28 protein-coding genes are annotated in these 25,799 nt (G+C 56.1%); 17 read left to right on the forward strand and 11 right to left on the reverse strand.

The window, feature by feature from the left end; genetic code table 11:
• Nucleotides 1-4 precede the first annotated feature (4 nt).
• Both FAY22_RS12430 and FAY22_RS12435 read left to right on the forward strand, forming a co-directional pair.
• Complete coding sequence (locus FAY22_RS12430) at nucleotides 5-820, forward strand: YgcG family protein (RefSeq protein ID WP_146330496.1); 816 nt, start codon at nucleotides 5-7, stop codon at nucleotides 818-820.
• Nucleotides 820-1,332, forward strand: coding sequence for a TPM domain-containing protein (locus tag FAY22_RS12435; RefSeq protein ID WP_146330497.1), 513 nt, complete (start codon nucleotides 820-822; stop codon nucleotides 1,330-1,332). Before FAY22_RS12430 ends, FAY22_RS12435 begins: the two co-directional genes overlap by 1 nt.
• A gap of 13 nt (nucleotides 1,333-1,345) precedes the next feature.
• Here FAY22_RS12435 and FAY22_RS12440 read toward each other — a convergent pair whose 3' ends face one another.
• From FAY22_RS12440 to dacB, 3 genes are all read right to left on the reverse strand, one after another.
• Nucleotides 1,346-2,467 (reverse strand): M48 family metallopeptidase, encoded by a 1,122-nt coding sequence (locus FAY22_RS12440; protein ID WP_146330498.1) that lies wholly within the window; start codon nucleotides 2,465-2,467, stop codon nucleotides 1,346-1,348.
• The gene (locus tag FAY22_RS12445) at nucleotides 2,464-3,702 is read right to left on the reverse strand and encodes a YjgN family protein (RefSeq protein WP_246860496.1); all 1,239 of its coding nucleotides are present in this window, start codon (nucleotides 3,700-3,702) and stop codon (nucleotides 2,464-2,466) included. Before FAY22_RS12445 ends, FAY22_RS12440 begins: the two co-directional genes overlap by 4 nt.
• A gap of 131 nt (nucleotides 3,703-3,833) precedes the next feature.
• Nucleotides 3,834-5,213: a D-alanyl-D-alanine carboxypeptidase/D-alanyl-D-alanine-endopeptidase gene (gene dacB, locus FAY22_RS12450; RefSeq protein ID WP_246860497.1), complete on the reverse strand. Its 1,380-nt coding sequence runs from the start codon at nucleotides 5,211-5,213 to the stop codon at nucleotides 3,834-3,836.
• A gap of 111 nt (nucleotides 5,214-5,324) precedes the next feature.
• Between dacB and FAY22_RS12455 the strand changes: the two genes are divergently transcribed.
• The 4 genes from FAY22_RS12455 to groL all read left to right on the forward strand — a co-directional run bounded on the left by FAY22_RS12455 (nucleotide 5,325) and on the right by groL (nucleotide 8,572).
• Nucleotides 5,325-5,780, forward strand: a complete 456-nt coding sequence (locus FAY22_RS12455; protein ID WP_146330500.1) for a MarR family winged helix-turn-helix transcriptional regulator — start codon at nucleotides 5,325-5,327, stop codon at nucleotides 5,778-5,780.
• Between the two features lie 117 nt (nucleotides 5,781-5,897).
• Nucleotides 5,898-6,317, forward strand: coding sequence for an organic hydroperoxide resistance protein (locus FAY22_RS12460; RefSeq protein WP_146330501.1), 420 nt, complete (start codon nucleotides 5,898-5,900; stop codon nucleotides 6,315-6,317).
• 276 nt (nucleotides 6,318-6,593) lie between these two features.
• Nucleotides 6,594-6,884 carry a co-chaperone GroES gene (gene groES, locus FAY22_RS12465; protein WP_146330502.1) on the forward strand — a complete coding sequence of 97 codons (291 nt, stop codon included), beginning with the start codon at nucleotides 6,594-6,596 and terminating at the stop codon, nucleotides 6,882-6,884.
• A 38-nt stretch (nucleotides 6,885-6,922) separates the two neighbouring features.
• Nucleotides 6,923-8,572, forward strand: a complete 1,650-nt coding sequence (groL, locus tag FAY22_RS12470) for a chaperonin GroEL (RefSeq protein ID WP_146330503.1) — start codon at nucleotides 6,923-6,925, stop codon at nucleotides 8,570-8,572.
• Nucleotides 8,573-9,297: 725 nt separating this feature from the next.
• Here groL and FAY22_RS22665 read toward each other — a convergent pair.
• The gene (locus FAY22_RS22665) at nucleotides 9,298-9,678 is read right to left on the reverse strand and encodes an HNH endonuclease (protein WP_371417397.1); all 381 of its coding nucleotides are present in this window, start codon (nucleotides 9,676-9,678) and stop codon (nucleotides 9,298-9,300) included.
• A gap of 291 nt (nucleotides 9,679-9,969) precedes the next feature.
• On the opposite strand from FAY22_RS22665, the gene FAY22_RS12485 reads away from it, so the two are divergent.
• From FAY22_RS12485 to FAY22_RS12495, 3 genes are all read left to right on the forward strand, one after another.
• Entirely contained in the window at nucleotides 9,970-10,410 is a 441-nt protein-coding gene (locus FAY22_RS12485; protein WP_146330506.1) for a hypothetical protein, read from the forward strand.
• Nucleotides 10,411-10,618: 208 nt separating this feature from the next.
• The gene (locus FAY22_RS12490; protein ID WP_040042157.1) at nucleotides 10,619-11,194 is read left to right on the forward strand and encodes a nucleotidyltransferase domain-containing protein; all 576 of its coding nucleotides are present in this window, start codon (nucleotides 10,619-10,621) and stop codon (nucleotides 11,192-11,194) included.
• Nucleotides 11,178-11,624, forward strand: a complete 447-nt coding sequence (locus FAY22_RS12495; protein WP_146330507.1) for a hypothetical protein — start codon at nucleotides 11,178-11,180, stop codon at nucleotides 11,622-11,624. Before FAY22_RS12490 ends, FAY22_RS12495 begins: the two co-directional genes overlap by 17 nt.
• A gap of 56 nt (nucleotides 11,625-11,680) precedes the next feature.
• On the opposite strand, the gene FAY22_RS12500 is transcribed toward FAY22_RS12495, so the two are convergent.
• The 4 genes from FAY22_RS12500 to FAY22_RS12515 form a co-directional block, all read right to left on the reverse strand.
• Nucleotides 11,681-12,868: a hypothetical protein gene (locus tag FAY22_RS12500; RefSeq protein ID WP_146330508.1), complete on the reverse strand. Its 1,188-nt coding sequence runs from the start codon at nucleotides 12,866-12,868 to the stop codon at nucleotides 11,681-11,683.
• A gap of 105 nt (nucleotides 12,869-12,973) precedes the next feature.
• Entirely contained in the window at nucleotides 12,974-14,419 is a 1,446-nt protein-coding gene (locus FAY22_RS12505) for a nucleotidyltransferase (protein WP_146330509.1), read from the reverse strand.
• Entirely contained in the window at nucleotides 14,416-15,348 is a 933-nt protein-coding gene (locus FAY22_RS12510) for an S-4TM family putative pore-forming effector (protein WP_146330510.1), read from the reverse strand. The genes FAY22_RS12505 and FAY22_RS12510 overlap by 4 nt, the downstream gene beginning before the upstream one ends.
• Before the next feature lie 129 nt (nucleotides 15,349-15,477).
• A complete protein-coding gene (locus tag FAY22_RS12515; protein WP_146330511.1) occupies nucleotides 15,478-16,425 on the reverse strand; it encodes a hypothetical protein in 948 nt (315 codons plus the stop codon).
• 324 nt (nucleotides 16,426-16,749) lie between these two features.
• Here FAY22_RS12515 and FAY22_RS12520 point away from each other — a divergent pair, with 324 nt between their 5' ends.
• The 8 genes from FAY22_RS12520 (at nucleotide 16,750) to FAY22_RS12560 (ending at nucleotide 24,309) form a co-directional block, all read left to right on the forward strand.
• Nucleotides 16,750-17,325 (forward strand): LexA family transcriptional regulator, encoded by a 576-nt coding sequence (locus FAY22_RS12520; RefSeq protein WP_146330512.1) that lies wholly within the window; start codon nucleotides 16,750-16,752, stop codon nucleotides 17,323-17,325.
• 98 nt (nucleotides 17,326-17,423) lie between these two features.
• Nucleotides 17,424-17,615, forward strand: a complete 192-nt coding sequence (locus tag FAY22_RS12525) for a hypothetical protein (protein WP_146330513.1) — start codon at nucleotides 17,424-17,426, stop codon at nucleotides 17,613-17,615.
• A 68-nt stretch (nucleotides 17,616-17,683) separates the two neighbouring features.
• A complete protein-coding gene (locus FAY22_RS12530) occupies nucleotides 17,684-17,980 on the forward strand; it encodes a hypothetical protein (protein WP_246860498.1) in 297 nt (98 codons plus the stop codon).
• Nucleotides 17,974-18,678, forward strand: a complete 705-nt coding sequence (locus FAY22_RS12535; protein WP_146330515.1) for a hypothetical protein — start codon at nucleotides 17,974-17,976, stop codon at nucleotides 18,676-18,678. The genes FAY22_RS12530 and FAY22_RS12535 overlap by 7 nt, the downstream gene beginning before the upstream one ends.
• A gap of 2 nt (nucleotides 18,679-18,680) precedes the next feature.
• Entirely contained in the window at nucleotides 18,681-19,913 is a 1,233-nt protein-coding gene (locus FAY22_RS12540; protein ID WP_146330516.1) for a transposase, read from the forward strand.
• Between the two features lie 55 nt (nucleotides 19,914-19,968).
• Nucleotides 19,969-20,469: an HAD domain-containing protein gene (locus FAY22_RS12545; protein WP_146330517.1), complete on the forward strand. Its 501-nt coding sequence runs from the start codon at nucleotides 19,969-19,971 to the stop codon at nucleotides 20,467-20,469.
• A 109-nt stretch (nucleotides 20,470-20,578) separates the two neighbouring features.
• Nucleotides 20,579-21,157, forward strand: a complete 579-nt coding sequence (locus FAY22_RS12550; RefSeq protein WP_146330518.1) for a hypothetical protein — start codon at nucleotides 20,579-20,581, stop codon at nucleotides 21,155-21,157.
• A gap of 638 nt (nucleotides 21,158-21,795) precedes the next feature.
• The gene (locus tag FAY22_RS12560) at nucleotides 21,796-24,309 is read left to right on the forward strand and encodes a calcium-binding protein (protein ID WP_146330519.1); all 2,514 of its coding nucleotides are present in this window, start codon (nucleotides 21,796-21,798) and stop codon (nucleotides 24,307-24,309) included.
• Between the two features lie 36 nt (nucleotides 24,310-24,345).
• Here FAY22_RS12560 and FAY22_RS12565 read toward each other — a convergent pair whose 3' ends face one another.
• From FAY22_RS12565 to FAY22_RS12575, 3 genes are read right to left on the reverse strand one after another with little or no spacing between them, the layout of a single operon-like run.
• Complete coding sequence (locus FAY22_RS12565; RefSeq protein WP_146330520.1) at nucleotides 24,346-24,660, reverse strand: hypothetical protein; 315 nt, start codon at nucleotides 24,658-24,660, stop codon at nucleotides 24,346-24,348.
• A 13-nt stretch (nucleotides 24,661-24,673) separates the two neighbouring features.
• Nucleotides 24,674-25,261, reverse strand: a complete 588-nt coding sequence (locus tag FAY22_RS12570; protein WP_146330521.1) for a hypothetical protein — start codon at nucleotides 25,259-25,261, stop codon at nucleotides 24,674-24,676.
• Nucleotides 25,239-25,733 carry a hypothetical protein gene (locus FAY22_RS12575; protein ID WP_146330522.1) on the reverse strand — a complete coding sequence of 165 codons (495 nt, stop codon included), beginning with the start codon at nucleotides 25,731-25,733 and terminating at the stop codon, nucleotides 25,239-25,241. The genes FAY22_RS12570 and FAY22_RS12575 overlap by 23 nt, the downstream gene beginning before the upstream one ends.
• Nucleotides 25,734-25,799: the final 66 nt, after the last annotated feature.

Raw genomic sequence — 25,799 nt, forward strand, 5'->3', positions numbered from 1 at the left:
TGTCATGAGCATTCTGCGCATCTTGCTGGGCATGATCCTGGCGCTGCTGCTGACGGCGGCGGGCGCGCAGGAGTTCGTCCCGGTGCCGCCCCTGACGGCGCGCGTGAACGACCAGGCCGGCATGCTCACCGCCCAGCAGCGCGACGCGCTGGAAAACGTGCTCAAGGAATACGAAGAACGCACCGGCAGCCAGATCGCGATCCTGGTGGTAAGCAAGACTGAACCGGAGGCAATCGAGCAGTATGGCATCCGCGTGTTCGATCAGTGGAAACTCGGCCGCAAGGGCGTGGATGACGGCGTGCTGCTGCTGGTGGCGAAGAACAATCCGCCTGCCCTGCGTCGCCTGCGCATCGAGGCCGGGCGCGGCGTGCAAGGCGTGCTCACCGATGCGCAATCCAAGCGCATCCTGCAGGACGTGATTGCGCCGCATTTCCGTCAGAACGATTTCTACGGCGGCCTGGCGGCAGGCGTGTCCGCCATCACCAGCCTGCTCGACCAGGAAAAATTCCCGGCGCCGCAAGGCAAACAAGCCGACCAGGACGAGGGATTCTCTCCCTTCCCGCTGGCGCTGATTTTCCTCTTCATGATTCTGTTTCTGCTGCAGCAAGCGCGCTCGGCGCGCCGTTACATGCACAGCCGCGGCGGCTGGGGACGCTCGTCGGGCATCATCCTGGGCGGCGGCAGCGGATATGGCGGCTTCGGCGGCTGGGGCGACGGCGGAAACGGTGGCAGAAGCGGCGGCTGGGGCGGCGGATCATCGGGCGGCTTTTCCGGCGGCGGCGGCAGCGCCGACGGCGGCGGCGCATCGGGAGACTGGTAATGAAGACGCATTCGAAGATGCTATCGCGGCTGTGGAAGCACCTGACCGCGACCAGCGCGACGGGTCGGCGCGCCTTTCCGCCTGCGACGCTGAAGGCGATCGAACAAGCCATCGCCGACGGCGAAACACGGCACCGCGCCGAGGTGCGCATGATCGTGGAACCGGCGCTCGGCCTGCAGGCGGTGCTGCAGCACATGTCCGCGCGCGAGCGCGCCCGTGAACTGTTTGCGCACTACCGCGTCTGGGACACCGAAGAGAACTGCGGCGTGCTGGTGTACGTGAATCTGGCCGACCACAAGGTCGAGATCGTCGCCGACCGAGGCGCCGGGCGCGCCATTTCCAACGCCGAGTGGCAGGCGGTGTGCCACACGATGACGCACGGCTTTGCGCGCGGCGCCTTCCATGACAGCGTCCTGGCGGCGCTCGATCAGCTCAACCGGCTGCTGCAGGAACGCTATCCCGGCGACGGCTCGCGCGCCAACGAGCTGGCCGACAGGCCGGTGGTGCTATGACGGGCGCAGCCCGCTACGGCTTCGCATCTGCGGCCCTGAGCCGGGCGACGCGCTCGGCGTCGCTCGGGTGCGAGCTGAGGTAATCGGCCTGCCTGGCGCCCGGTGCGCGCTCGCGCGGTTGGCGTCTGTCGTCGGGCTGGTCCTCCTCGTCTTCGTCGCCATCGTCGCCACCATCCCCTTCGTCTTGCTGCGCACCCGCCTGGGTGGCACGCGCAAGCTGCGCGCGTTCCCGCTGGTCCGCCATTTTTTCGAACAGCTGCGCCATCGGCGACAAGGACAAGCCGTTCGCGCGCATCATGTCGATCGCATACTGGTCCGATTCGCGCTCGAAATCGCGCGAGTACTTTTGGTCCAGCAAGAACGTCGGCATCGTCGCCAGCGCGCTGGACACGTCGCCGATCACCAGGTTGACCGCCATGCCGACGCCGACCGCCTGCAGCAGCCGGCGCAGCGAATGACGGCGCTGCAGATGGCCGAGTTCATGGCCGAGCACGCCCATGACCGCCAGATCGTCCTGCGCCAGCGAGACCAGCTGGTCGGTCAGCACGATCACCCCGTTGGGCAGCGCAAAGGCATTCGGGCCGACCTTGCTGTATCGGAATTCAAGCCGGTATGGCGTCTTTTCCCCGCGCGGCTGGCGCAAGGCCGCAAACATCTTGCGCAAGCGCGCCTGTTCCGCCTCGTCCAGCCTGGACGCTTCCATGTAGACGTTGTCGATCAGCCGCCACTCGCCGTCGCCGATCTTCTTTTCGATCGCGGCGGGCAAGTGCTGCGCGACCGTGTCGGCGGCCCACGGCAAGCCCCACTGGTAGCCGGCGACCAAGAGCGCCAGCAGCGACACCAGCGCCAGCAGCGACAGCGGCCAGTTGCGCTGCCACTTCACCACGCGCGGCTCGCGATAGCCATTCTTGCGCAACAGGCGCTCCAGCCCGGGATCGCTGCTCTCGACGAAGCCGCCGCCGGGCAGGCGCAGGATGCGCGGCGCATGTTCCAGCGGCTCGGAAACGTCAATCCTGGACAGCCGCACCGAGCGCCGCACATCGGGCCCGATGATGGCGACGATCCGCTTGTGGATCAGCAGTTCGACCGGCTGGCGGCGCGAACTCTGTCCATCGAAATAGGTGGCGTTGATCATAGGGCGATATCGATGTCGAACAAGTCGCCGGCTTCCTGCCCGACCGCGCCGGCATGGTCCACTGTCTGGTCGGCCAGGAAATCCTCCAGGCTGCCAGCGGGAACCAGCGCCATGCTCTCTACCCGGTAGCGCGTCAGGCGCACCACCGCGAACGGCTTGTACAGGCCGAAGGTCAGCGTGGTCAGCATCAGGTTGCTGGCATGTATCCAAAGCAGCTTGCGCGCGCTGACCTTGCTTTCGAAACGGTGTTCGCCGAGCTCGGTATGGTTCCACACGAGGTTCTGGATGCGGCTTTCGAGGTAGGTGCGCACGAACAGGTAGAACGCGTAGGCGCTCATCAAGCCGTACAGCAGCTGGAACAGCCAGCCGAAGATCGTGTCGAGCAAGACCTTGTACAGGCCCATGGTGAGGAAGGCGAACACAGCCGCGGGAATCGATCCGAGGAAAAAGAACCCGACCGCCTTGCCGTAAATCTTGAAGAAGTCGGCCGGACGCGCATGGAAGAAGAACGGCGCCTGGCCGAAATCGGTGTTGTCGTGCTGGTAGCGCTTAAGCAGGTAATGCGCGAGCGGCACGGTCGCGCCCAGCGCCAGCAGCGGCAGCAGGCCGACGATCAGCAGCGTGCCGATGCCGGGATTGCGCGAGAACGACGTGACCAGGCTCCACACGAACACGCCGATGAAAGCCAGCACGACAGGAAACAGGATCAGCATGCGGTAAGCCTGGCCGACGGTACCGCGAAAATGGAAGCGCAGTCCGCGATAGCTGGAGTTGGCCATCTTGAAGCGGAACGCGCGTGCCAGCAGCCAGGGCATGACGGCGGCCAGTACCAGCACCACCAGCAGCGCGACCGGCTTGGAGACGTCGAATGAAATCTTGTAGGCCGCCAGCAGCGCCAGCGCCAGGATGCGGCCCTTCAGGATCGCCTTCGGATTGCCGTGGTAGTCGAAGATGGAACCGTCGATGCGGGTATTGCGGTAGAAGTACTGCAGACGCCTGACCTTGGCCCAGGCGGAATACACGCCCAGGGTCAGGATCGTCAGCAGCAGGTTGACGATCCAGATGCGGAAATATTCGGAACCGCTGCCGGTAAAGCTGAACCGCAAGGCATCGCCCTGCTTCGCGCCAGCCCGGACGGCATCACGCCGCGCCGCGCCGGCTGCCGATTGCAACGCCGGCTCCGTCCGTCCCGCCGGCATGCCGCGGGCATAGACGCCGATGGTCGCGTCCGCCATGGATTCTCCCTGTGTTCATTATGGTTATTTACCGTGCCGGCGCTTGCTTCTTATTGTCTTGCCGGGCGGCTCATTGTAATCATAATGTCCACAAGGAAACATCACATATTCATGTCTTTGGAGCCATTCATCTATCCGTGCTCGTACACCCATTGCAGCAGCATGTCCTGCACTTCCGGCCCGCGCATCGCATTCGGATGGTTGATGAGGCACACCACCACGTAGCGCCTGCCGGACGCGGCCAGCACATAGCCGGCAACAGCCCGCACGTCGGCCAGCGTGCCGGTCTTGATATGGGCATGGCCGGCGACGCCCTGCGCGTTGAGGCGCTGGCGCATGGTGCCGTCCAGCCCGGCCAGCGGCATCGAGGCGATAAATTCCGGCATGGTCGGCGCCCGGAATGCCGCGTCCAGCAGACTTCCCATGGTCGCGGCCGAGATGCGCTCGGCGCGCGACAGGCCGGAGCCGTTCTCGACGACGAGTTCGGGCGCGTCGATTCCCTTGCGGGCCAGCCAGGCCTTGACCACGTCCGCGCCGCGCTCCTGGCTGGCGGGCAGGTTCAGCTGGTGGCTCGCGATGGTCAGCAGCACCTGGCGCGCCATGACATTGTTGCTGTACTTGTTGATGTCGCGGATGACTTCCGACAGCGGCGCCGACTCCCACTGCGCCACCAGTCGCGCCGACGGCGGCACGTAACCGTCGCGCACATCTCCCGTGATCGTGCCGCCCAGTTCGGCCCACAGGCGGCGGAACACCAGGTTGAAATACTGGGTATGCGTCATCTGGTAAGGATGCACATACAAGGTGCGCTCGCCGCATGACGCGGGATATTCGCCCAGGAAGCGCGCGCCATTGGCGTCGATGACTGGCTGCAGCCTGATGCGCCAGTCACCGCACGGGCCGCCCGTCAGTCGCGGCGCCACGAGGGGAAACGCATCGACCGGCGGGTCCATCGATATCGCGACCGAGCGGTTCGCTTCGAGCGGCAGGAAGCGGAACGTCATGGCCTTGAAGTTGAGCAGCAACGCGTCGGGGCCGACGTTGTACGGCTTTAACGGATCGGCATCGAACGCGGCCGGATCGTAGGCGACCTGCTCGAACGCGCTGCGGTCCAGCAAGACGTTGCCGTGGATTTCGCGGATTCCGCGCGAGCGTATCCGGCGCAGGAACAGCCAGAAGTTTTCCATCACCAGCTTCGGGTCGCCGCTGCCCTTGATGATCAGGTCGCCGTGCAGCACGTCGCCCACCTGTGTGCCGTCGGCGAAGGCAAGGGTTTTCCAAGTAAAGGCCGGGCCGAGCAATTCCAGCGCGGCATCGCTGGTGACAAGCTTCATGGTCGACGCCGGGCTGAAGGATGCGCGCGCGTTGGAAGCGAACAGCACCGGGCCATTGACACCATTGCCGACTTCGCGCACGTAGATGCCGGCGGCGTCGAGCGGAATTTCGGCACGCTTGAAGGCATCGGCCAGCGGAACCGGTAGCTCCTGCGCCGTTGTACAAGCGGCAAGCATGCACAGGGTGAATAAGAGACAGGCAGCTTGGAGTCTTTCCAGAATTCGCATACGATGATTAATGTGTCACACGCAATTTAATTGATTATCCCACGCCGACTTCAGAATTCCATGTCCAAATCCCCTACGACCGACCCGCTGGCGCTGGATAACCAGTTCTGCTTCGCGCTGTATTCCGCGTCGCTGGCGATGACGAAAACCTACAAGCCCTTCCTCGACAAGCTCGGCCTTACCTATCCGCAATACCTGGTAATGCTGGTGTTGTGGCAACAGGACGATATCCTGGTGAAATCCATCGGCGAAAAGCTGTTTCTCGACTCGGGCACGCTCACCCCACTGCTCAAGCGGCTGGAAGCTTCCTCGCTGATCGCACGTACGCGCGACGAAGCGGACGAGCGCCAGGTCAGGATCACGCTGACCAAGGAAGGCCGCGCGCTCAAGAAGAAAGCGCAGTCCATTCCGCACCAGGTGCTGTGCGCAAGCGGCCAATCGCTCGATGCGCTGGAAAAGCTGCGCGAGCAATTGTCGGCCATCCGCAACGACCTCACCCGTGGCAACGGCGGCTAGCCGCCGCCCGCGGCACGCCCATCTCCCGGCCACTTAACTTGCACACAATTTAATTGCGTGTTATATTTAATTCCAACAGTAGCCCATCCTTGCCAACCACCACTAAAGGAGAACTTCATGCAGATCCTGTACAAGGCACAAGCAACCGCATCCGGCGGCCGTGACGGACGCGCCGTCAGCAGCGACAACAAGCTCGACGTCAAGCTGAGCATGCCGAAAGAACTCGGCGGTCCTGGCGGAGAAGGCACCAATCCGGAGCAATTGTTCGCCGCCGGCTATTCCGCCTGCTTCCTGTCCGCGCTGAAGTTCGTCGCGATGCATGCCAAGGTGGCGCTGCCGGCCGACGCCTCCGTCACCGCCAACATCGGTATCGGCCCGAACGGCAATGGCGGGTTTGGCCTTTCCGGCGCGCTGCGCGTGAGCATTCCTGGTCTGGAACGCGAAACGGCGCAAGCCCTGGTCAGCAAGGCGCATGAAGTCTGCCCGTACTCGAACGCGACGCGCGGCAATATCGAGGTCGACGTAGCGCTGGCCTGAGCGTCGTAAAGGCTCTCGCCCATCGCAGCCTTGCATATTGCAAAATCAGCGTAACTGGGCAATATCCCCTCGCAGCGCCATCGGTCAGCAAGACGGTGGCGCAGCTTTCGTTAGAGCAAAGACAATCGTTTCGCACCTTGTCTTGAAAAAAACCTACCCCGCCCATATACTTAGCACTCGTTAGGGGAGAGTGCTAACAACTTCCCTGGCTTTCCGAATTTCTCATCCGCGGCCCTGCCGCAATAAACATAACCAATTGATTATTAAGGAGTTTGTATGAACCTTCGTCCATTGCACGATCGCGTCATCGTCAAGCGCCTCGACCAGGAAACCAAGACTGCGTCCGGCATCGTTCTCCCGGAAGCCGCTGCGGAAAAGCCGGATCAGGGCAAAGTGCTCGCAGTCGGTAACGGCAAGATTCTGGAAGATGGCAAGGTCCGCCCGCTGGACGTGAAAGTCGGCGATGTCGTGCTGTTCGGCAAGTACTCCGGCCAGACCGTGAAGGTCGAAGGCGAAGAAGTGCTGGTGATGCGCGAAGAAGACATCATGGCAATCGTCCAGAAGTAATACAGATATACCTATCTAATAAATAAGGAGTTTCGAACATGGCAGCTAAAGAAGTCGTATTCGGCGATGCCGCCCGTGCCAAGATGGTTGAAGGCGTCAACATTCTCGCCAACGCCGTTAAAGTCACCCTCGGCCCGAAAGGCCGCAACGTCGTGCTGGAGCGTTCCTTCGGCGCCCCGACCGTCACCAAGGACGGCGTTTCGGTCGCTAAAGAGATCGAACTGAAAGACAAGCTGATGAACATGGGCGCGCAGATGGTCAAGGAAGTTGCTTCCAAGACCTCCGACAACGCCGGTGACGGTACCACCACCGCAACCGTGCTGGCCCAGGCAATCGTGCGCGAAGGCATGAAGTACGTTGCCGCCGGCATGAACCCGATGGACCTGAAGCGCGGCATCGACAAGGCAGTGCACACCACTGTCGACGAACTGAAGAAGATCGCCAAGCCCTGCACCACCTCCAAGGAAATCGCCCAAGTCGGCGCCATCTCCGCGAACTCCGACGCTTCCATCGGCGAGCGCATCGCTGAAGCAATGGAAAAGGTCGGCAAGGAAGGCGTGATCACTGTCGAAGACGGCAAGTCCCTGAACGACGAACTCGAAATCGTCGAAGGCATGCAGTTCGACCGCGGCTACCTGTCCCCGTACTTCATCAACAACCCGGACAAGCAAGTTGCCGTTCTGGACAACCCGTTCGTCCTGCTGTTCGACAAGAAGATCTCCAACATCCGCGACCTGCTGCCGGTGCTGGAACAAGTCGCCAAATCGAGCCGTCCGCTGCTGATCATCGCTGAAGACATCGAAGGCGAAGCGCTGGCCACCCTGGTGGTGAACAACATCCGCGGCATCCTGAAGACCTGCGCAGTGAAGGCTCCGGGCTTCGGCGACCGTCGCAAGGCCATGCTGGAAGACATCGCTATCCTGACCGGCGGCCAAGTGATCGCTGAAGAAGTCGGCCTGACCCTGGAAAAGGCAACCCTGAACGACCTGGGCCAAGCCAAGCGCGTCGAAATCGGCAAGGAAAACACCACCATCATCGACGGCGCTGGTCAAGCTGCTGCGATCGAAGCCCGCGTCAAGCAAATCCGCGTGCAGATCGAAGAAGCGACTTCCGACTATGACCGCGAAAAGCTGCAAGAGCGCGTTGCCAAGCTGGCAGGCGGCGTTGCAGTGATCAAGGTTGGCGCTGCGACCGAAGTCGAAATGAAAGAGAAGAAGGCACGTGTCGAAGACGCGCTGCACGCAACCCGTGCCGCCGTTGAAGAAGGCATCGTTCCTGGCGGCGGCGTGGCCCTGCTGCGCGCTCGCGCCAACGTGCAAAACCTGAAGGGCGACAACCCCGATCAGGACGCAGGCATCAAGATCGTCCTGCGCGCGATGGAAGAGCCGCTGCGCATGATCGTCACCAACGCCGGCGAAGAAGCTTCCGTGGTCGTCAACAAGGTTATCGAAGGCAAGGGTAACTTCGGTTACAACGCTGCCAACGGTACCTACGGCGACATGGTCGAAATGGGCGTGCTGGACCCGGCCAAGGTCACCCGCTCGGCTCTGCAGAACGCAGCGTCGATCGCCGGCCTGATGCTGACCACCGACTGCACCGTTGCCGAGCTGGTTGAAGACAAGCCGGCTGCTCCGATGGGCGGCATGGGTGGCATGGGCGGCATGGGCGGCATGGAAGGCATGATGTAATGCCTGCCTGAAGCTACGCTTTTTGCTAAAAAGCCCGCAAGGTTTGCGCCTTGCGGGCTTTTTTCTTGTTCTCGGGTGTTATTACGCTGATGGCCCAAAACCATAAAAATCAGTAACTTAGACAACATTTGCTGCGTCGCAGCACAAGAATTAGCAGCCGCGTAATCTGATGTCGCCCTCATCAGTTTGTACAGAAATCCCGACGACTATCGTCCAAGTAAGCGGTATTAGAAGGTATTAACTGATTTAGTAAATGCTGAAATTTATAGCAGAGAAGCCTACCAGAGCCTGCAGGAAATACGTAAGTGCGCCCCGCGTTCAGAGAATCTATTCTTCATCATTTCTAAAATACCGTCTTTTGCCGCATCGCACCAACAAACCCGCTTCCTCTGCGATTCCTCAAACATCTCTCCACGGCCAGACCTACTGTGTCAGCATGACTCATATCGTGACTTTGAATTTGAGGTAATTGTCATGAGCAAAGGAACTGGCAAAGGCGGAAGCACCGGCACCAAAACCAGTGGCGGAAGCAAGGACAGCGGTCAACAGCTAACCGGGTACCCGGGAGGGAACTGGCCAAGCAAAACAGGCAGCCGTTCGGGCACAGGACGAGGAAACGCCCCGCCGAAACCCGGGGCGGGCCCCAAGAAGCAATAATTGGCTTCACTGGCCAAGAGTCTGTTAAGTACAGACTGGCCCTGGAACCTCATGTGGTTGCGGTTCGCTCAAGTATCCGCGACGAGCCAGCGGCCCTTCGCAATCTGTCTTTCCACCCGAAGCTTGTACGCTTCCGGCGACGGAGGGGTTTTGCGACGATGGCGACGGGAGTTACAAAAGTAGCACGCAGCGACAATATTGGGGCGTGCGTTACTCCCACCATCTTGCCGTGCAGTTAGGTGTTCTGCAGTCGCTTGCGAAAGGCGAGTTTCGTTCGGAGACAACCGGTACTGGGAAGCAAATTGGTCAGGGATGTTGAGCCAAGTGGGCACGTGACAGTAATAGCAGCGGCCGCCTTGGCAGGTGTGGGCAATAGAACGGGAACGACTCAGAGAATTGGGCATAAGAGGCTCCATAGGAAAATGAAACCCCGCTCGCCCTGAGAGCATCACGGGTACCAATCGAGTCACTCGTATTGGCCCATCAAGCGCTCTAAAGAGCCGCTCGCGGTAATTTTGGCTTATTCCCCGATTGGAGGCAAGCTAGTTGAGAACTCGGAAAGTCAGTTTCGCTAAGTCGAAGATTAACTTAAGTGTTTGACGTTAAAAGGTTTTCGGTAAAGATTGTGAAAATTAAAAGTTATGCCGAAACCAGATGTCCCCTCCTATCGCTTAAGAGACAACAACCACAAGTGCCTATATGTAACGTCGCAATATCGCGATTAATACTGAAAGGACACTATGCTCGAAAGCCTCTCCGGCCTTTTTGGCACAAAAACGAAGGAAGCAAAACTGGCATTGCGCCAAATTCCTCCAGGCGAATCATTGGAGTGTGACAGAAACGAAATGCCTCTGGGGACGCAGAAGCGTTACGGCGAACTTGCATTCTTTTTTCCTGGCAAAGACCCGATTGCCTATGCGCAAAATTGCACTGAAAGTGCCGACCACCCGTCGCGATTTATCATTTATCACTTTGCAGTACGCCCCGCCGAGCTGTGCCGAATTGGTATTGGAACAAAGTGCATCAAGCTACTAAAGGAACATTTGGGCGCAGGTGGCTTCACAGAAATTCTTTTTCAAGAGCAATACGGCCAAGAGGCGCATAAAGCATTCTTTGCGAAAATCGGTTGCACTTTTGTCGACTCAGAACCAAACCAAACAGGTTGGCTGCTTCCGCTGTAATTCAAAGTTCGCCAACCGGCGAGCTTTTCTTTCATCCCGATTACCATTCGTCTCCCCCTTACCAAACTTCCTCCGGCGAAGCGTAGCAAATCAATTGCCTTGGACCTTGCAAATTTAAATCCCTATTTTGGGTATTTTAATCCCCAATTTGAGGATTTAACAAATAATCCCTATAATGGGTATTCAAAGACCTAATTTGGGGATTAACGTGAGTATTGCCGATTGCTTGTTTCCGCCGCCGGTTCAAAACATCCTTCGAGTTGTCTATGCGACACCGGACAAGTCGTTCATGCTAAAGGACCTCATTGAACGGGCGGGCACTGGTCGAGGTAATGGCCAACGGCACGTCGAACTCTTACTTGCGGCCGGCGTCCTCAAAGAAGGCCCTCGACAAGGGCGCCAACGAACTATTAGCGCAAATACAAAATTTCCACTTTATCCCGAACTTCAAAGCATCTGTCGAAAGTCCTTTGGCCTTATTGAGCCGATTCGTGACGCGCTCAGACCGTTTGAGGAAGAGATTGGAGAGGCTTTCGTTTTCGGCTCTGTGGCAAGGGGAGCAGACACGCATCAAAGCGATATTGATTTGATGGTAGTGGGCACGGCGCCCATGATGGAAGTAATGGAGACATTGGCGAAGGCAGAGGAGGTATTGGGGCGTCCAGTGCATTTGAACATGTATACTCCCGAAGAATGGGCCGACTTGAGGGTTCATGACCCTGTCGTTAGCCATATCTCCACCGACTCCATCGTGAGGATTCTCCCTAATGCCGAGACCGCTTGAATACGACAACCTAATCAACATAAACGCGTTTGCTGAAAAGCCCGCAACACCAGGTGCCTTAGAGGCATATCTGCGGAATGCCCAAAGCTATCTAGCTGCCGCCAAGCTTCTCGACCCTGCAGTCGCCGCAATGCCCGTGTTCTCCACTGCCTATGAGGGTTTTTTCCAACTAGTTCAGGCAGTGTTCGAATTCTACGAGGTTCGCACAAAGGATTCCGGACGCAATCTGGCCATTCAGCGTGTATGCAAGGACCTAGGGATGAACACTGCTGAGCAGGCCCTAGTGGCGAAGGCCCATGAGCGTCGAAACGATACATCGTATCGTTCGCCCTTTCCGCCAGTATCCAAGGCAGAAGCACAAAGCTTGGTAGCAATCCTCGATAAGTACGTTCCCGTCGCCTATAAACTGGTGAACGTACCTTATCCCTGATAAGCCCAAGGAACATACGTAACCAGTACATTAGGACCAACGAGAAATTGGCCAAATCAAGCAGCTCTGAGCTTCGTGTCAATAACCCCGATAACGTCTTTCAATTTACCAACCACAGTGGCCCCTTTCTTATTTAAGTTGCTTGCAATAATCGGGGCCATGTAAGAATCGGTCCTAAAAACATCCACATAAGGTGAATACATGGCGTGGATGGTATCGACAAAATCGCTAGGTTTCGGAACTCGCGGTTTCATCGCGAAAGAGTTCCACGCCGAAGTAACAAGGCTCTTGATACATACGGTGATGCCTGGCGCATACCGAGCAAATGTATCAAGGTCATTATCGGTTTCGTTGTCACTTGCCTTGGAAAACTGGCGGGCTATTCTATTAAGGATGCTAGCCTGCATCTCAAGCTTCGCGCGGGCGTCAAGGCCTGGAGGTACTCCAGATGTATCTCCGACCCGCTCCCAGACTTTACGGAAGTTCAAGGCAGCCTCGGTTGCATTGCTCAATGTCGCGCACACGTTCTGGCTTGGTGCCCGAAGCCAATCGATGACAGGACTTAACGCCTCAGAATGATTATGGAACCAGCGAATCATCCAGCGCGGGTCGCGTAGGCTTGAAAGAAACGCTTCATCCGCTTCAGCGGCGCTTGCGCGGCCAAGGACATAATCTGAAAGCACTTTGGCGTCAGCCGGCCGCATTGGATACAACTTCATCATCTCTTTCAATCCCGCAGATTGTTGCTCTGAAAGCGTATCCAAAGTCTTTGCGCGTGGCTTCCCATCCTTAAAATGAGCACGCATTTGCTGTCGACGGAGTGCGCGGTTGGCGCCCAATTCCTTGAGTTGCACACCAATGGACTTAATGTTGTCGGCCCACGATACCGGGGACATCAAATCTGTTAGTTCAGGGAACCATTCTCCGTTGTCTGAGAAGGGAACGACCGAGCCGGAGCCTCCCATTGCCTCAAGTTCCTTCTGAAGAAGCAAATCGAAAGAAATAAGCGTCTTAGTGCCGCACAGTTGGAACAGTAACTCCGCTCGGCGCTCTGCTGCCTCCGTGTGCTCCGCACGTAACGGCGACATTTCGATGATGTGAGCAGCCGAGTACCGAAAATCAACCTCCCCGGAACGCGCCCATCCAGCTAATCGCTCGCGAATTGCTGCAAGCTCGACGCTTTCCTTGCCTGGGTCTGAGAGTACGGAAAAATCGCTACTGTCCAGATACACCCGTAATGCCACTTCTGGCTCCCTTCGCTTTTACTTTTGCACTTGCTCCTTAATGGAGATTGAAAACGTTGCTGAAGGCCAATGCAATGGCCATGCACCGTGAGTTGGTTAGAAGACTCATTCAATGACCACATAAAACGGCTGGGACTGCCCCAGTAATCGGTTGTCGCTCTTTCTAACCACAAACGCCTCGACGAAGTGCACTCCGCGGAACGCCAAGTGCTCCATGCGGCTAGCCCCGGAGTCGGAGTCATAAAAATCCCCGCGCAGCTCCCCCGCATTGTAGGCGGCTGTGTCGGTATTAGTGACACGCCATTTAACAGTGTAGTCTGGCGGGAAAGGCACTCCCATCGAGCTCTTGGCCGTAAACTTTATCCATTGGTCGGGCTGAAGTGGGGCAAGCGAGGCGACTTGGCGAATACGACTTCCTCCCGGGCTGGCATACAGCTCTGCGCTCACATTTACCGTGACCCTCGTCTCCGCGAAACGCCACTTTGGACGCTTAACGTAGGGAAGCTTGACTAGCTTTGCGGGCACTGCTTGGGCACCAAGAGCTTTGACACGCTCGACCAAATCACTGAAATATCCCCGGGAGACCAGAGCGCCTTCAGCCTTCGCGACGGATTCGCTAACACGTGCTGCCTCTTTGGCTTCGCCAACAGCGAATTTATCGCCAAAAACGCGCTGCCACTTGCCAATACTCTCGTCGCGGTCTTCCTCGTCGTAGGCTTCATCAATCCAGCCGCGATATAGATTGATTTTGTCGCGGAAGTTGGAGTACTGCGTCTCAGTCCAGCCGCTGCTTTGATTTTCCGACCAGAGTTTTGGGTTGCGGACCATGGGCACAGTGGGGCGTGCCTGCAACCAGTCATCCAGCCGGCCGACGAGAGTTTTCAGTGTGGTGGGCAAGTCGGCGAACGCCGCCGAATCCTTGTCGTGGTCATAGACCTGGTAGCCCAGCAAGGTCGTGAACAGGAAGGAGGGACAGGTAAAATTACCTTTGATGTCGCGCATGTACTTCAACAGCCGGGTTACCTTCTTTAAGTCATTGCCACCAGCAATGTTGTTTTTGTCGATGACCCACTGCGTGTACTCCGTCGGTGCCGAAGCTTCGAAAGTGCCGGACTCGCCCGCATTACGGTTGCATACCTCGAATTGCCCTTGGTACTGCCGGTCGACCACGCAGGGAGCGATATCAATACGGCGAACCCCGGCATATTCAATCGTGACGCAGTGGGAGTAGCGGCGTAACTTGTCCTTATAGGTGCTGTTGCTCTCCAACGCGGTTGCGAGTTTGTTGACGTAATCCTTTGGCGTCCAGCCATCTTTCGGCTTTACAAAGACCAACAGGTCAGCATCGAACTCTTTGTCCGGAAGAGGCTTGATGATGGTCTGGTGAGCCCATGAGCCCTGTGGAGCGAAACGTAGGATTTCAGCACCCCAGTCACTTTCCTTGACTGCCGTCTTCACTGCTTCAATACTGTTTTCCAACTGCTCAATCCTGGTAGCGTTCAGATTGACGTGCTCGTCCAGGAATGTCTTGAAATGTTCATGCAACTTCATGCTGCGGACTCCTTATTAAGGAATGTCTTGGCCTGTGCCACAAGGTGCTGCGCGGCATGACGCGCTTCCCCTTCGTTCTTGTTGCGGAGGCGGTCGTAAACCCAGTCGAATACAAGAGGGCTTCTCACTCGGTGCTGGTAGATAGCATCTTGCAATTCACGAGACACCTTTTCGAGCTCGGCGGAGGAAGCTCCTGATAATGCTCTTTCCCAGAGTTTTTCAGATTCGGATTTCAAGGACGTTAATGCGGCAACGGTGTCTATCTGCTTTCTGTACTCGCGAAGAGCCCAGCTGAAGAGAGGAGTAAAGGGCACGACAACGGTAAGGAGGAGTCCTGAAACATCCAATTGAAAAGCCAAACCAAAGAGGAACGCTACGAAAAATAATGCTACGGCGCCATAAAGCATAGCGCTGCTATACCGCCTTCGCAGCCGCGCGTCGTATGTGATATTCGTACGCTGGCAAATCAATCTACCGAAGGAAAGCGAGACTGCTCCAACGCAAGGCTCATACCAGGGAACCAGTTCGGATTCTCGTTTAAGGGGTAGCGGCTTGGCGGAATCGGTGTGTACGTCTTCACGGTCGACCATGGCGCCGGCGACAAAGCGGTTCCAAGGTATGCCTAACACCTTTGTATCGAACTCCTCCTGAAGCTTTGCTCCGCGCTTCATCCAGTCTTTCTGTAGCGGGTCAATGAATCCAACGTCGAGTAACAGAAGTATGACTGCGGCGAGGGCTAAATATGGCTTTAGCTGCGGATAGGTTGGTGCTAGCAGCACACTGAACATCGGGATTGCAATCGTCAAAAAGACGAAGCTGCCTTGAGCGCGCTTGGCGGCCCGATAGTTACGATACCGTGCTCGCAATAAAGCCACAAAGTCAGGATGGCTCTGTTTAGCCGGGATGTCGTTAGAGGTGTCTGGCGTCATGTAACTAAAGCAGGTTTCGTTGGCCGAGGATGGTAATAATATGAACGCCCAGAAGTAGTCCCGGGCACACTGTCGATGAAATTCGTCACGTTGACAGGCTGCGGCCGGGGCCCAGCTATCGAGGGTTTTCTATGGTTTAGAGACTTGTTGACCACGCATCAGCTCAGCAAGCTGCCTGAACCAGGCCTTGCGATGAATGAGACGCGCGTGATGGGCACTCGCATTGAGAACTTCGGCCTTACTCATTGCCGAAACGCGTTGCCAGTCGTCCTTGAGCACATAGGTGGCGTTGTCCACCTCGGTGCTCTCGAGAATATAGAGTTTATGTTTGTCCCAACCGTACACAACATAGCGAGAGAATCCATTGAGCCCAACAGCCATGAAGTCTGGTTCGTAGGCCGTAATCTCCTTAAAACGAGCGTTGATAACAGATTGATTCGCCGGTGAGGACTCAGAAATGACCTTCGCTACTGCCGGTCGCGCTTTCACCCATGGATACTTACCAGGTGGGAGAATTTCCCAGTTCAACTGGCGGCGTGTTGGCTGAGCCGTCAAGGCCAGGTCGTCTTTGGTCAGTGTGCATTCGCCGAACAGCTCAATAAACATGTGAACCGTATTGAGTAGAACCTTATCGTCTGCGGCAGTCGCAGACGAAAATGGCCCTGCTACAACCACTGCTTCGCCTTTCTGAGTCGTACGAACGGTAAGTTCGATTGCATAGGGTGCCATCTGCGTGCGGGGATAACGCTTATAAGGCACCTCCACGACTTTTGTGCGTTCTACCTTGTCGTAACGGCCGTGGAATTCTTGCCAAGTCCATTCCTTTTGGCGGTAATGGACTTCTAACGGTTGGTCACGGTGGACGATTTCTTCACCATCCGCATTGCGACGAGCCGCAATTCCGGCCGCAGCGGGGGGCAGCGCATGTTCTCCCTCCATCAATGGGATTGAGAATCCCATCTTCACCAGTGCCTCATCGTGAGCATCTGCATGGGGTAGAACAACATATATGTCTCCCTGCTTCGCAAACGGCGAAAGATGAGGGAGAAGGCTTCTTACTTTTTTCCTAATTAGCATGCAGCGGCTCCTTTTTGGCTAATGGTGACAAGGCGCCTCATGAACCGAGCAGTGTTGCCCGGCCATGCGGAGAAAACTCGACAGAAATATAGACGGAGGGATTTATATTTCTCTTGGTTAACTTTGGTCAACAACCATCTTTTCAAGATGTTAGATGAGAAATATTTCTCATATGACACATAGCATCAACAGTTGCTTCTATAGACAACACATATAGAACAGTAAGTCGTTGAATTTATTAGTGATTCGCCCGGCAACCTCCTTGACGACTGTATTTTTATACAGTATTGTGATTCCATCGAATAAATATTCGGGGAGTCGAAAATGCAAGACGAGAAGCATCTCGCGGCACTGCGGACGTACTGGAAACGCCATCAGGCGTTCCCGGCCATGGCCAAGCTCTGTGAAGTGGTGGGGCTGTCGTCAACTTCGTCTGTATTTGCCCTGGTAGGACGCCTCGTCGACGCCGGCTACCTTGACCGCGTTGAAGGACGTATCGCGCCCACGAAGCGTTTTTTCGCACGCCCTGTAGTGAATACTGTGCGCGCCGGTCTGCCGCAGCCGGCGAGCCAAGACAGTGTTGACCTCATCACGATTGATGACTACCTCATCGACGACCCGAACCGAAGTGTGCTGTGTCGCGTCCGCGGCGACAGCATGAAAGACGTTGGTCTGCTTGACGGTGACCTTGTGGTTGTTGAGCGAAATTCACCAACCAAGCCCGGCGATATCGTCGTCGCAATCGTCGACGAGGAATTCACGGTCAAGACGCTGCGCCTCGATGCGCAGAATCGGTATTACCTCGAGCCCGCCAACCCTGCGTTTGCCGATATCCATCCGACCGGCTCGTTGGAAATCTTCGGCGTCGTGGTTGGAAGCTTCCGCCGATTTCGACATTAACCTGCCTCGGTAACTCCTCGCAGTCCCGACTCTATGCCTGTGCCCGGCAGGGGGTCTCTTTGCCGTAAACAGCCGTTTTCAATCTAAAAGGCTAAGCCATGACCAGTGACCTGAGCAAGGCGCTAGACCGGAGCAGCACTGAGCTCGCAGCCAAGCAGGCGTGGATACCTGCCGACTACCCACAAGCGCTGGCGACCGGCGAGGTGAAAGAAGCAGAGGCTATCTGGTTCATTGAGCACACGGCGGCGTGGTTGGAGTGGTCGGTGTCAGCGGTCGTTCAAAGGGAATAAAAAGTTAACCGTATACCGGTTTCCAAAATAAGGTCGAAAGAACAGGAATATCGGAAATGAGAGTACATGTGCGAACACTGCGCCGGCGCGGGCGCCTGCTCAATAAAGACGAGCTGGTGGATAACCGCCCGCCATACCTGGGCGACCTGAAGGTGATGGAGAGCCGTGACCCGGAGTTGGGTCGCTTCGTTTTGCGAGCGCGTTTGGTCGAGAGCAAAGCGGGTACCGAAACCGAGGTCCTGCCTGGCCTGCATGACGCACATCTACTCTTCGCCGGAGACAACAAGATGCGTCTCGCCGGCTTCGAGCGCATCGATGGCGCGGACTTCGCACAAACCTGGTCCGTGGAGCTCACGGCATGCTGACCGTCTCCATTCATTCCGGCTCGCTCGATGAGCAATGCCATGCGAATCAGCTCGCCAAGCTGGATATCGCCTATGCCAAGAAGGCGGCGCTGGCTGATTACGTTGTAGCGTTATCACTCCGGAACCACGGTGAGTTGGCCCCGGCGGAGCTGCTTGGCTACCCGCGATGGTCCTCCAGCCTCTGGGAACTCGTGGCACGGGCCCTCGGAAAGGCGCTGTATCGTGACAATGAAATTCCTCACTCCAGCAAACCGGACCGGCGTTGTGCTTACGCGACCCGCCTGTGCGCTTCCATCGAGCGGATGACCAGCGTCGACCGCGGCGTCGAGCTCGGCACGGTCGAAATCCTGCAAAAGGGAGCAAAGCGCGGCCTGTACACGGCGGAGTTCACAGAAGACATTCTCGGCAGTCGCACCGTTAAATTTGAATACGGTTGCAAGGCATTGAATCCGTGCGAGCTGCTCCTGCGCGCCATCTGCTGGGCGTGGTATGGCACCGATATTCTGGGGCCGATGCCGGCACTCATTGTGCCGGCCCCGATTCGTCTCGAAGGCGTTGACCGGTTTCACCTGGAATCCCTGAGTGAACCCGCCAGAACGGGCTTCAAACGCTTCCTCGCTGATGGTGAGTTGAAAGACCCGGAAGCGGCACGCGGTTTACCCCGCGCTGACTCCTACGTGCACTTCCTCTACAGCTGACCATGTCGACCGCCGTCCTTACCGAGAAGCCGAAGCTCTTCCCTCTGCGAAAGCGCACAGGGACGGCGGGCTTTCACATGTCCAAGGAGGCTGTGAATTTCGGCATGGACGACCTGGAGAAGTTGACGCAGCTCGAGACCGTCAAGTTTTTCGCGAGAGCGATGTGGGGCTCAGACAAGGAGATGCCGTGCCCGCATTGCGGCACCATTGATGCGCACTACTGGCACGTGAAGGAGCTGCGCTGGAAGTGCCGTTGTTGCGGCAGTCGGTTCTCGGTCACATCAAAAACAGTGTTCGCCGACCGGAAACTGCCTCTCAAAAAGATTCTGAAGATAGCGCTTTCATGGGCAAACGGTGCCTCAGGCAAGGCTGCATTGCAGCTGCGCCGAGATTGGAACCTTCCGTACGTAACGGTTTACTCCCTGCTGCAGAAGCTGAGGGAAGGCATTTTCAGAGGCCATAACGTGGGCATCCTCTGCGGTGTCGTCGAGATGGATGGTGCGGACGTAAACGGCCGGCGGTACAGGGAGAAACGCAACAAGCCGCTGGGCGGAAAGGCAACGGGCAAGCCGAAGATTCCGGAAGCATTGTTGAAACCAGTGGCAAGTGCGAAGGATGGGGCTGAGCCGATGGGGCCGCCGCTTCCGCCGAAGTGGGGCAAGACGGCGAAACAACCCGCTGACCGACGCATATGCCTCGTAGCCAGACAACGCGGTGTAACGAAGGGCAAAGGAGCCGTGGCCACTCGCATTGCGATGACGCTTGCGGAGTCCTCCGTCAACGTGTTGAAGACAGCCCGGAAGTACATCTCGGCTGAGTCGACCATCATGAGTGATGAGGACCCGTCGTATGCGGTGCTGCGCCCATTGTTTGCCGAGCTGAAGACGGTGAACCACTCCGAAGGTTACAGCCGACCGGGCGGCGTCAGTAACAACCAGAGTGAATCGTTCAACTGGCGTACTCGTCGAGGCCTTGAAGGTATCTACCTGAATGCCAGCGTGAAATACCTGTCGGATTACGCCAGCGAACAGGCATGGCGCGAGGACGTACGCCGGCTGTCAACGAGGCAGAAGCTCTGCCATCTGTTGCGCACGGCATTGGGTGTTGGGATTTCCCGGTGGTGGGTCAATTTCACCCACGGTAAGCATCGAGATGTGGAGCTACTGGTGGAAGGAAATCAGCCGGCGCGTGGGCGCGGAATGAAACAAGGGGCGAAGCCAAAGCCCCCGAGATAGCCGATATGTAGGTTCTCCGACAGAGGGAAGCATATATAGACGCAGAGGGAGTGGCATGAACAACATACAAACAGCCGATAAGGTGTTGTACCTCGATTTTGATGGCGTGCTCCACGATGACGCTGTCTATTGGAGTCCGAAACGAGGCATCTACATCAAAACGCCTGGTAGGACACTGTTTGAGTGGATGCCCATCCTAGACGAACTGCTCGAGCCGAACGCCGACGTAAAAATTATTCTGAGTACGTCGTGGGTCAGAGTGAAGAGTTTTGAGTTCGCCAAGAAGCATTTGTCTGGGACACTCCAGGCGCGGGTAATTGGAGCAACGTATCATCGCCGCGAGATGCGTGGAAAGGGATTCGAGCTTTTGCCGCGGGGAGTACAGGTCTGGGGCGATGTGGTCCTGCGTAAGCCAAAGAGCTGGTTTGCAATTGATAATGATGATGACGCTTGGACAGTCTGGTGCAGGGACAAGCTCGTGAAAACTGACGACCGTTTCGGGCTCAGCGACCCGGCAGTACAGCAGGCGGTTCGAGCAATGTTGGAGCAACTGTGAAGCCTTGAAGAACAACTATGGACGAGCACCCAAACGAGAAGGCTTGAAGCTAGGTATAAAGCCGAAATAAAGAGAATACGTACACGTGGTGTCCACCACGAAGCGTTATATGTCTACTCCCCCTTTACCGAAACAAAAGAGCTTGCCAAATACCCGAATTGACCCTCGCTCTGGGGAATTGGCAAAGAGATACTACACGGCATTGGCGTTAATTTTTATCAGCCTACTTTTTGCCGCCACAATATTCTTGCTGTGTGTACCGCCTCTTGGTCCAACAGAGTCCCTTTTTTCCACGAATTTACGAGCATTAGCTCCGCGCAGCTATGGGAAAAATCTGCTTGTGATTCATTGGTTAGCTATTATCGTCGTCCCCGTGTACGTAGCAGCTGAAGGATACCTCACAGCGAAAAGCCCTTCGTTCACTCGTGAATATTTTGAGGACTACGTCAAAACAGGCGACAGCTTCAATCTGAGAGTTTTGGTCAGCTCGCTCATTATTCTGACCATAGGCGCAATAGTCCTATTTCTACCTCGAGAGTACTCGACGACAGAACCCACATTTTCGGGCTGTTTATTTCCAATTTTCATTTTGGCGGTACTCAGCCACGTTGCCGCGAACCTTGCTCTTCTTTTTGTGTGGCGACATATCTTTGATTCTAGAAATAAACATGGGCGTCATCGTTCCTGACTATTCATCCGGAATCTCAAAACGGGCCTTCTGAGTCCATGCGCGCCGCGGAAAGCCAGTTGTACTTGTCATCGCGACGTATCCGATGCTGAAGGCTGGCATCCAGTTTCGGCAGGCGGACAATGGAGTATGGCTCGTGGCTGAGGTGCCGCCTCAGTACATTAGGTTTTCGTGATTCGCCAGCAGTATTGTTGTGACCAGGGTTGCTCTAATAAATTGCGTAGATATACCCATAATCACAACCTTTTCCACGGTATTAATGGCGAAAAAATCTAAAGTTTCTAATATCAGTCAGCCACATAGAACACGCAAAATCTTAATAGGCGCTCTGGTATTAATCGCGATTATCTGTCTCGGATTACTGCTTATGGCCCGTGCCGAACGATTCCTCGCTTTACAACAAGGTGGCTCTACTCAGTTCCTTCATGCCTTACATGATTGCGCAGACCGCTCAGCTCGGCTTATGGCATACAAGCAGTATGTTATGCGCGAATCAATACGCAATCCACTATCACCACATATTGAGGTTTCCGTTCGCAGCAGTATAAAAAGTGACAAAGCAGCATCTGACATGTTCACCTGCGCGGTCTCAAATAGCGACGTTCCTGTAACCCTAAACTTTGTGAAAGAGTGAAATTTTGCCTCAATATTCACTGCAAGTATTTGTAGATAAAAACGGCTTCAGTTTTCCGGTTGATGAAGTATTCGGCGTAACTGGAGGACATGCCATGATTAGTATCGCGGACGGAGGCGATATCCCTTGCGTGAGGGGGTTCTACTCCACATCAGGAGGCGACCTCCTAAAGGATGATTCCGATGGCCTTCAATTCAAACTAGAAACAAATCCTGACTCTATATGGAGCTCTTCTGTGCTTCAAATAAATGAAGCGCAATATTTGCGTATCAAGGAGTTCATGCAAGTGATTTGGGACGCAAGCAGACAAGGGCGAATCACCTACTCTGCCATGCAAAATGACGAATTGATGAACTGCACCGGATTCGTAACTCGTGCATTAACTTTGGCCAATATAAGTTACGGAACTGACGTCAATTGGCGGCCCATCTCCTTGATTGACCAAGTTGCTCTACCGGGCAACTACCATACGGAGGGTAATTCCGATGACATTAATCGCGGTGGAAATCATGTTGTAGTCGGCGGCGGACAAGACGATATACTCCGCGGAGGGCAAGGCTACGATTACATTTTCGGCGGCGAGGGAAACGATGCCTTGTATGGCGGGAGTAACGAAGACTCCTTATTTGGAAATGAAGGAGCCGACACTCTAGACGGGGGACAAGGCCTCGACGCAATGCATGGTGGCGCAGGTGATGATACCTACCAAGTTTCAGATGCTGGCGATAAAACAGTCGAAACACCAGGGGAAGGAACAGACGTTGTAGTTATCCATTTTTCATTGGATGTGAATCCGTATGTTTTACAACAGAACATCGAGAATGGCATCTTGAGTGAAGATTCCCACGACGTTAGTCTTGAAGGCAACCAGTTGGACAACGTGCTTCAAGCAAATAGTTTTGGAAGTCGCTTAGCTGGCGCCGCGGGCAATGACCGATTAATTGGCGGCATTGGCGCTGACACGTTGAAAGGCGGTTCTGGGGCCGATGCGTTATTTGGCGGAAGCGATAATGATACATTGGAAGGCGGCGATGACAACGATGCCGATACCCTTTTCGGCGGCGATGGCTCTGATACCTATGTCGTGTCCAATAACGACGTGATTAGCGATTCTGATGACCAAGGCCAAGTGCGCCTCGACGGTACGCTTCTGACAGGCGGCTCGTATGTTGAAACCACCGTTGGCGGTACTTTGCACTATCGCAGCACAGATGGAAGCGCTGACTATTGGTGGGATACGAATAGTCATACCCTTCTGGCGACTCGGGGCTCTAGCACGGTTACCATTCAAAACTTCAATCCTCAAAGTAGCACTGCATTGGGCCAAACCACCTATCACTCCGGCTTGGGCATCGACCTTGTCCACGGTGCGAACGACCCTTCCCTTGTTATGCTTGACGACCAGGCAAACTCCTTGGTCCTTTCAAAGCCCTCTACGCTATTCAGCGGAGGTGGCGACGATGTTGTTCGCGGCTCCACGGGGAATGACTACCTGCTTGGCGGAACGGGCAATGACAATTTGAACGGTGACGCGGGCAATGATGTCCTCCACGGAAATGATGGAACGGACACGCTCGACGGAGGCTATGGATTTGATTCACTTTTCGGTGATGCCGGTAACGACACCCTTGGGGGCACCGGGGTAGCTGATGTATTCGGTAATTCCGCAGCTTGGGACCGAAACTACCACGCCGGTTGGACCTTCGATTACAGCCTGTCGGCGTATTTTGACCCGAATTCGGTTGTCGGTAACAGTTATGTAGGTGGCGTTGGTGATGACACCCTGAACGGCACTGACGGCGCAGACGTCTATCACTTCAGCCGTGGAGATGGGCATGACACCATCAACGAGCGCTTTGGTTCCGCAGTAGACCGTTTGGTCTTTGACAGCAGTATCACTGCCGCGGATGTCGCTGTCAGTCGGAGCGGAAACAACCTAGTGCTGGATATCACTGGTGGAGATAAAGTTACCATCAATAACTGGTACTCCACCACAGATGGAAACGCATTCAGGCTTGAACGGGTCGAATTTGCCGATGGCACTGCTTGGTCAGCGGACGACCTGACTACACGTGGACTTACACTGTACGGCACCTCCGGAAATGATAGTCTGACGGGGGCAGATGGCTACGCAAACACGATTTTTGGTGGTGACGGAAATGATGTTCTTCGCGGGAGCTATCAAGGCGACCTGCTATTCGGTGGGTCCGGCAACGACACGTTGTACGGCAACGCTGGCAATGACAGGTTCTTTTATGCGGCTGGCGACGGCTACGATACCCTTTTCGATACAAGCGGAACGGACGTCATCGACATGAGCGGAATTGCTCCCGAACTTGTCCATTTTTGGCGTAAGGACGCCGACCTCTACATGCAGGTTGGTGACGGAACGGATGGCATTCTGGTGAAAAACCAGTTCTCTTCGCCTACACCGGTAATCGACATATTCCTCATCGGGAGTAACAGCTACACGGCAGACCAAGCAGCGGGAACGATGCAAATTTGGCCTGGCATGTAATCAGAGCAGCTAAAGGGCCGGCGGCGACGTCGGCCCTTAATTGTTTTCGCTTGCTTTAGACAGGCATTGGACGTAGCGTTTCAAAGACGCGTTCGACTGCCGTCGGCCATACGGACGCAACCACTCATCGCTATCGCCAATCGACTCAGGCGCTATATCTGGGTCAAATTGCTTCAGAGTGAGGTAAAGCGTCTCCCTGGTCCTCTCGACCTCCATCCGTCGACGCGCTAACGCTTCCTGGTGCTCCTGATACTCAACCGCCAAGCGGTCAAGCGCTTTCAGCTCCCCGTGCACGTTGGCTATGAGCTGCGCCAGCTTGGCCAGCGTCTTTTGCGTTCGGGTACGCGTCATGGTCAACGCCACCTCAACCTCCCTTTACTTCCATTTTGTCCCCATCTGCCGCCCCAGTGAGCTCCTTAAATCCCCGCAAGGTTGGAACCTCCGACTTCAAACGCCACACCGAAAAGCGAGATACGCCCGCAGAACGTGTCAAGATGCGCTCGACGAATCCGTCTTGTTCAAATTTCCGCAACGCCCGGCCAATCGTGTTGTGCTTAAAGCGTGAATATTCCCTGGGCGACAAAATTTGCAATCCCATATGCTCAATCGCCATGCGCGCCAAGAGCTCTGTATTAACGGCGGCCGGCGCAGCTTGAGTAATCGCATCTCTCAGAAATGCCAGCAGCCCTCCGCGCCTGTCATAAGGGCGATGCGCATGGACTACGGGCAGAATCACTTCCGTTGCCATTGGCGTCGTAGACAATTCCAACGTCGCCAGACAGGCCTCTCTTGCCCGTCGAACTTTTTCGCGTTGGCGCGCTAACGTTGCCAACTCGCGCTCTCTCCGGGCGGCCAAATCGGTTATCTCGCGGTCAATTCGCTCGAGCTCGCCGGCGAGGGCCGCTGCCTCGTTGATAAGCCATTTAACATCAGGTGGGGTGACCGTTCGCATTATTCGACCTCGCGTTGGTGCTCCCAGCCAAGACGATAAGTTGCTCGACTGTTGGGAGGTGAGATTTCAAGCGCCAAAGCTTTACCCGGCTGCCCTCCATAGGAGCATTTTCGACCCGGCCTTGTGCGCAAAGGCGCCGTAACATTGAATGCACGGTTTTCAACGAAAAACGTCTTCTTTCGGCTTTGCTGTAAAACACCAGGCCGAAGTGCTGAGCTGCTCGGTCGGTAACTTCTTGCAGTGTCAGGCCTTTCGGCGCGGATTCCAGAAGCGACAGGACGTATTCCGTCAGGGCACCGCGCCGTCCGTACTCCTGCGTATGCCGAAATACTTTTCCTGCGGCCCGACAGTCGACCATCTTGTAAGCAATACTGATGGAGCGGTCGAGAGCTTTGAGCGTAAGTTCGAGCTGGGCAAGTTCGCCTGCCAGCTGAAGTCGACGTACTTTGAGGCGGTCGATATCGCCAGCCACCGTCGCTCGTTCGACAAGCAGCCACTTCAAATCGGGAGGGGTATGTGTTCGCACTTCGGTATCTCA

The organism is Noviherbaspirillum sp. UKPF54 (assembly GCF_007874125.1).
In the GTDB taxonomy this organism is placed as follows: domain Bacteria; phylum Pseudomonadota; class Gammaproteobacteria; order Burkholderiales; family Burkholderiaceae_D; genus Noviherbaspirillum.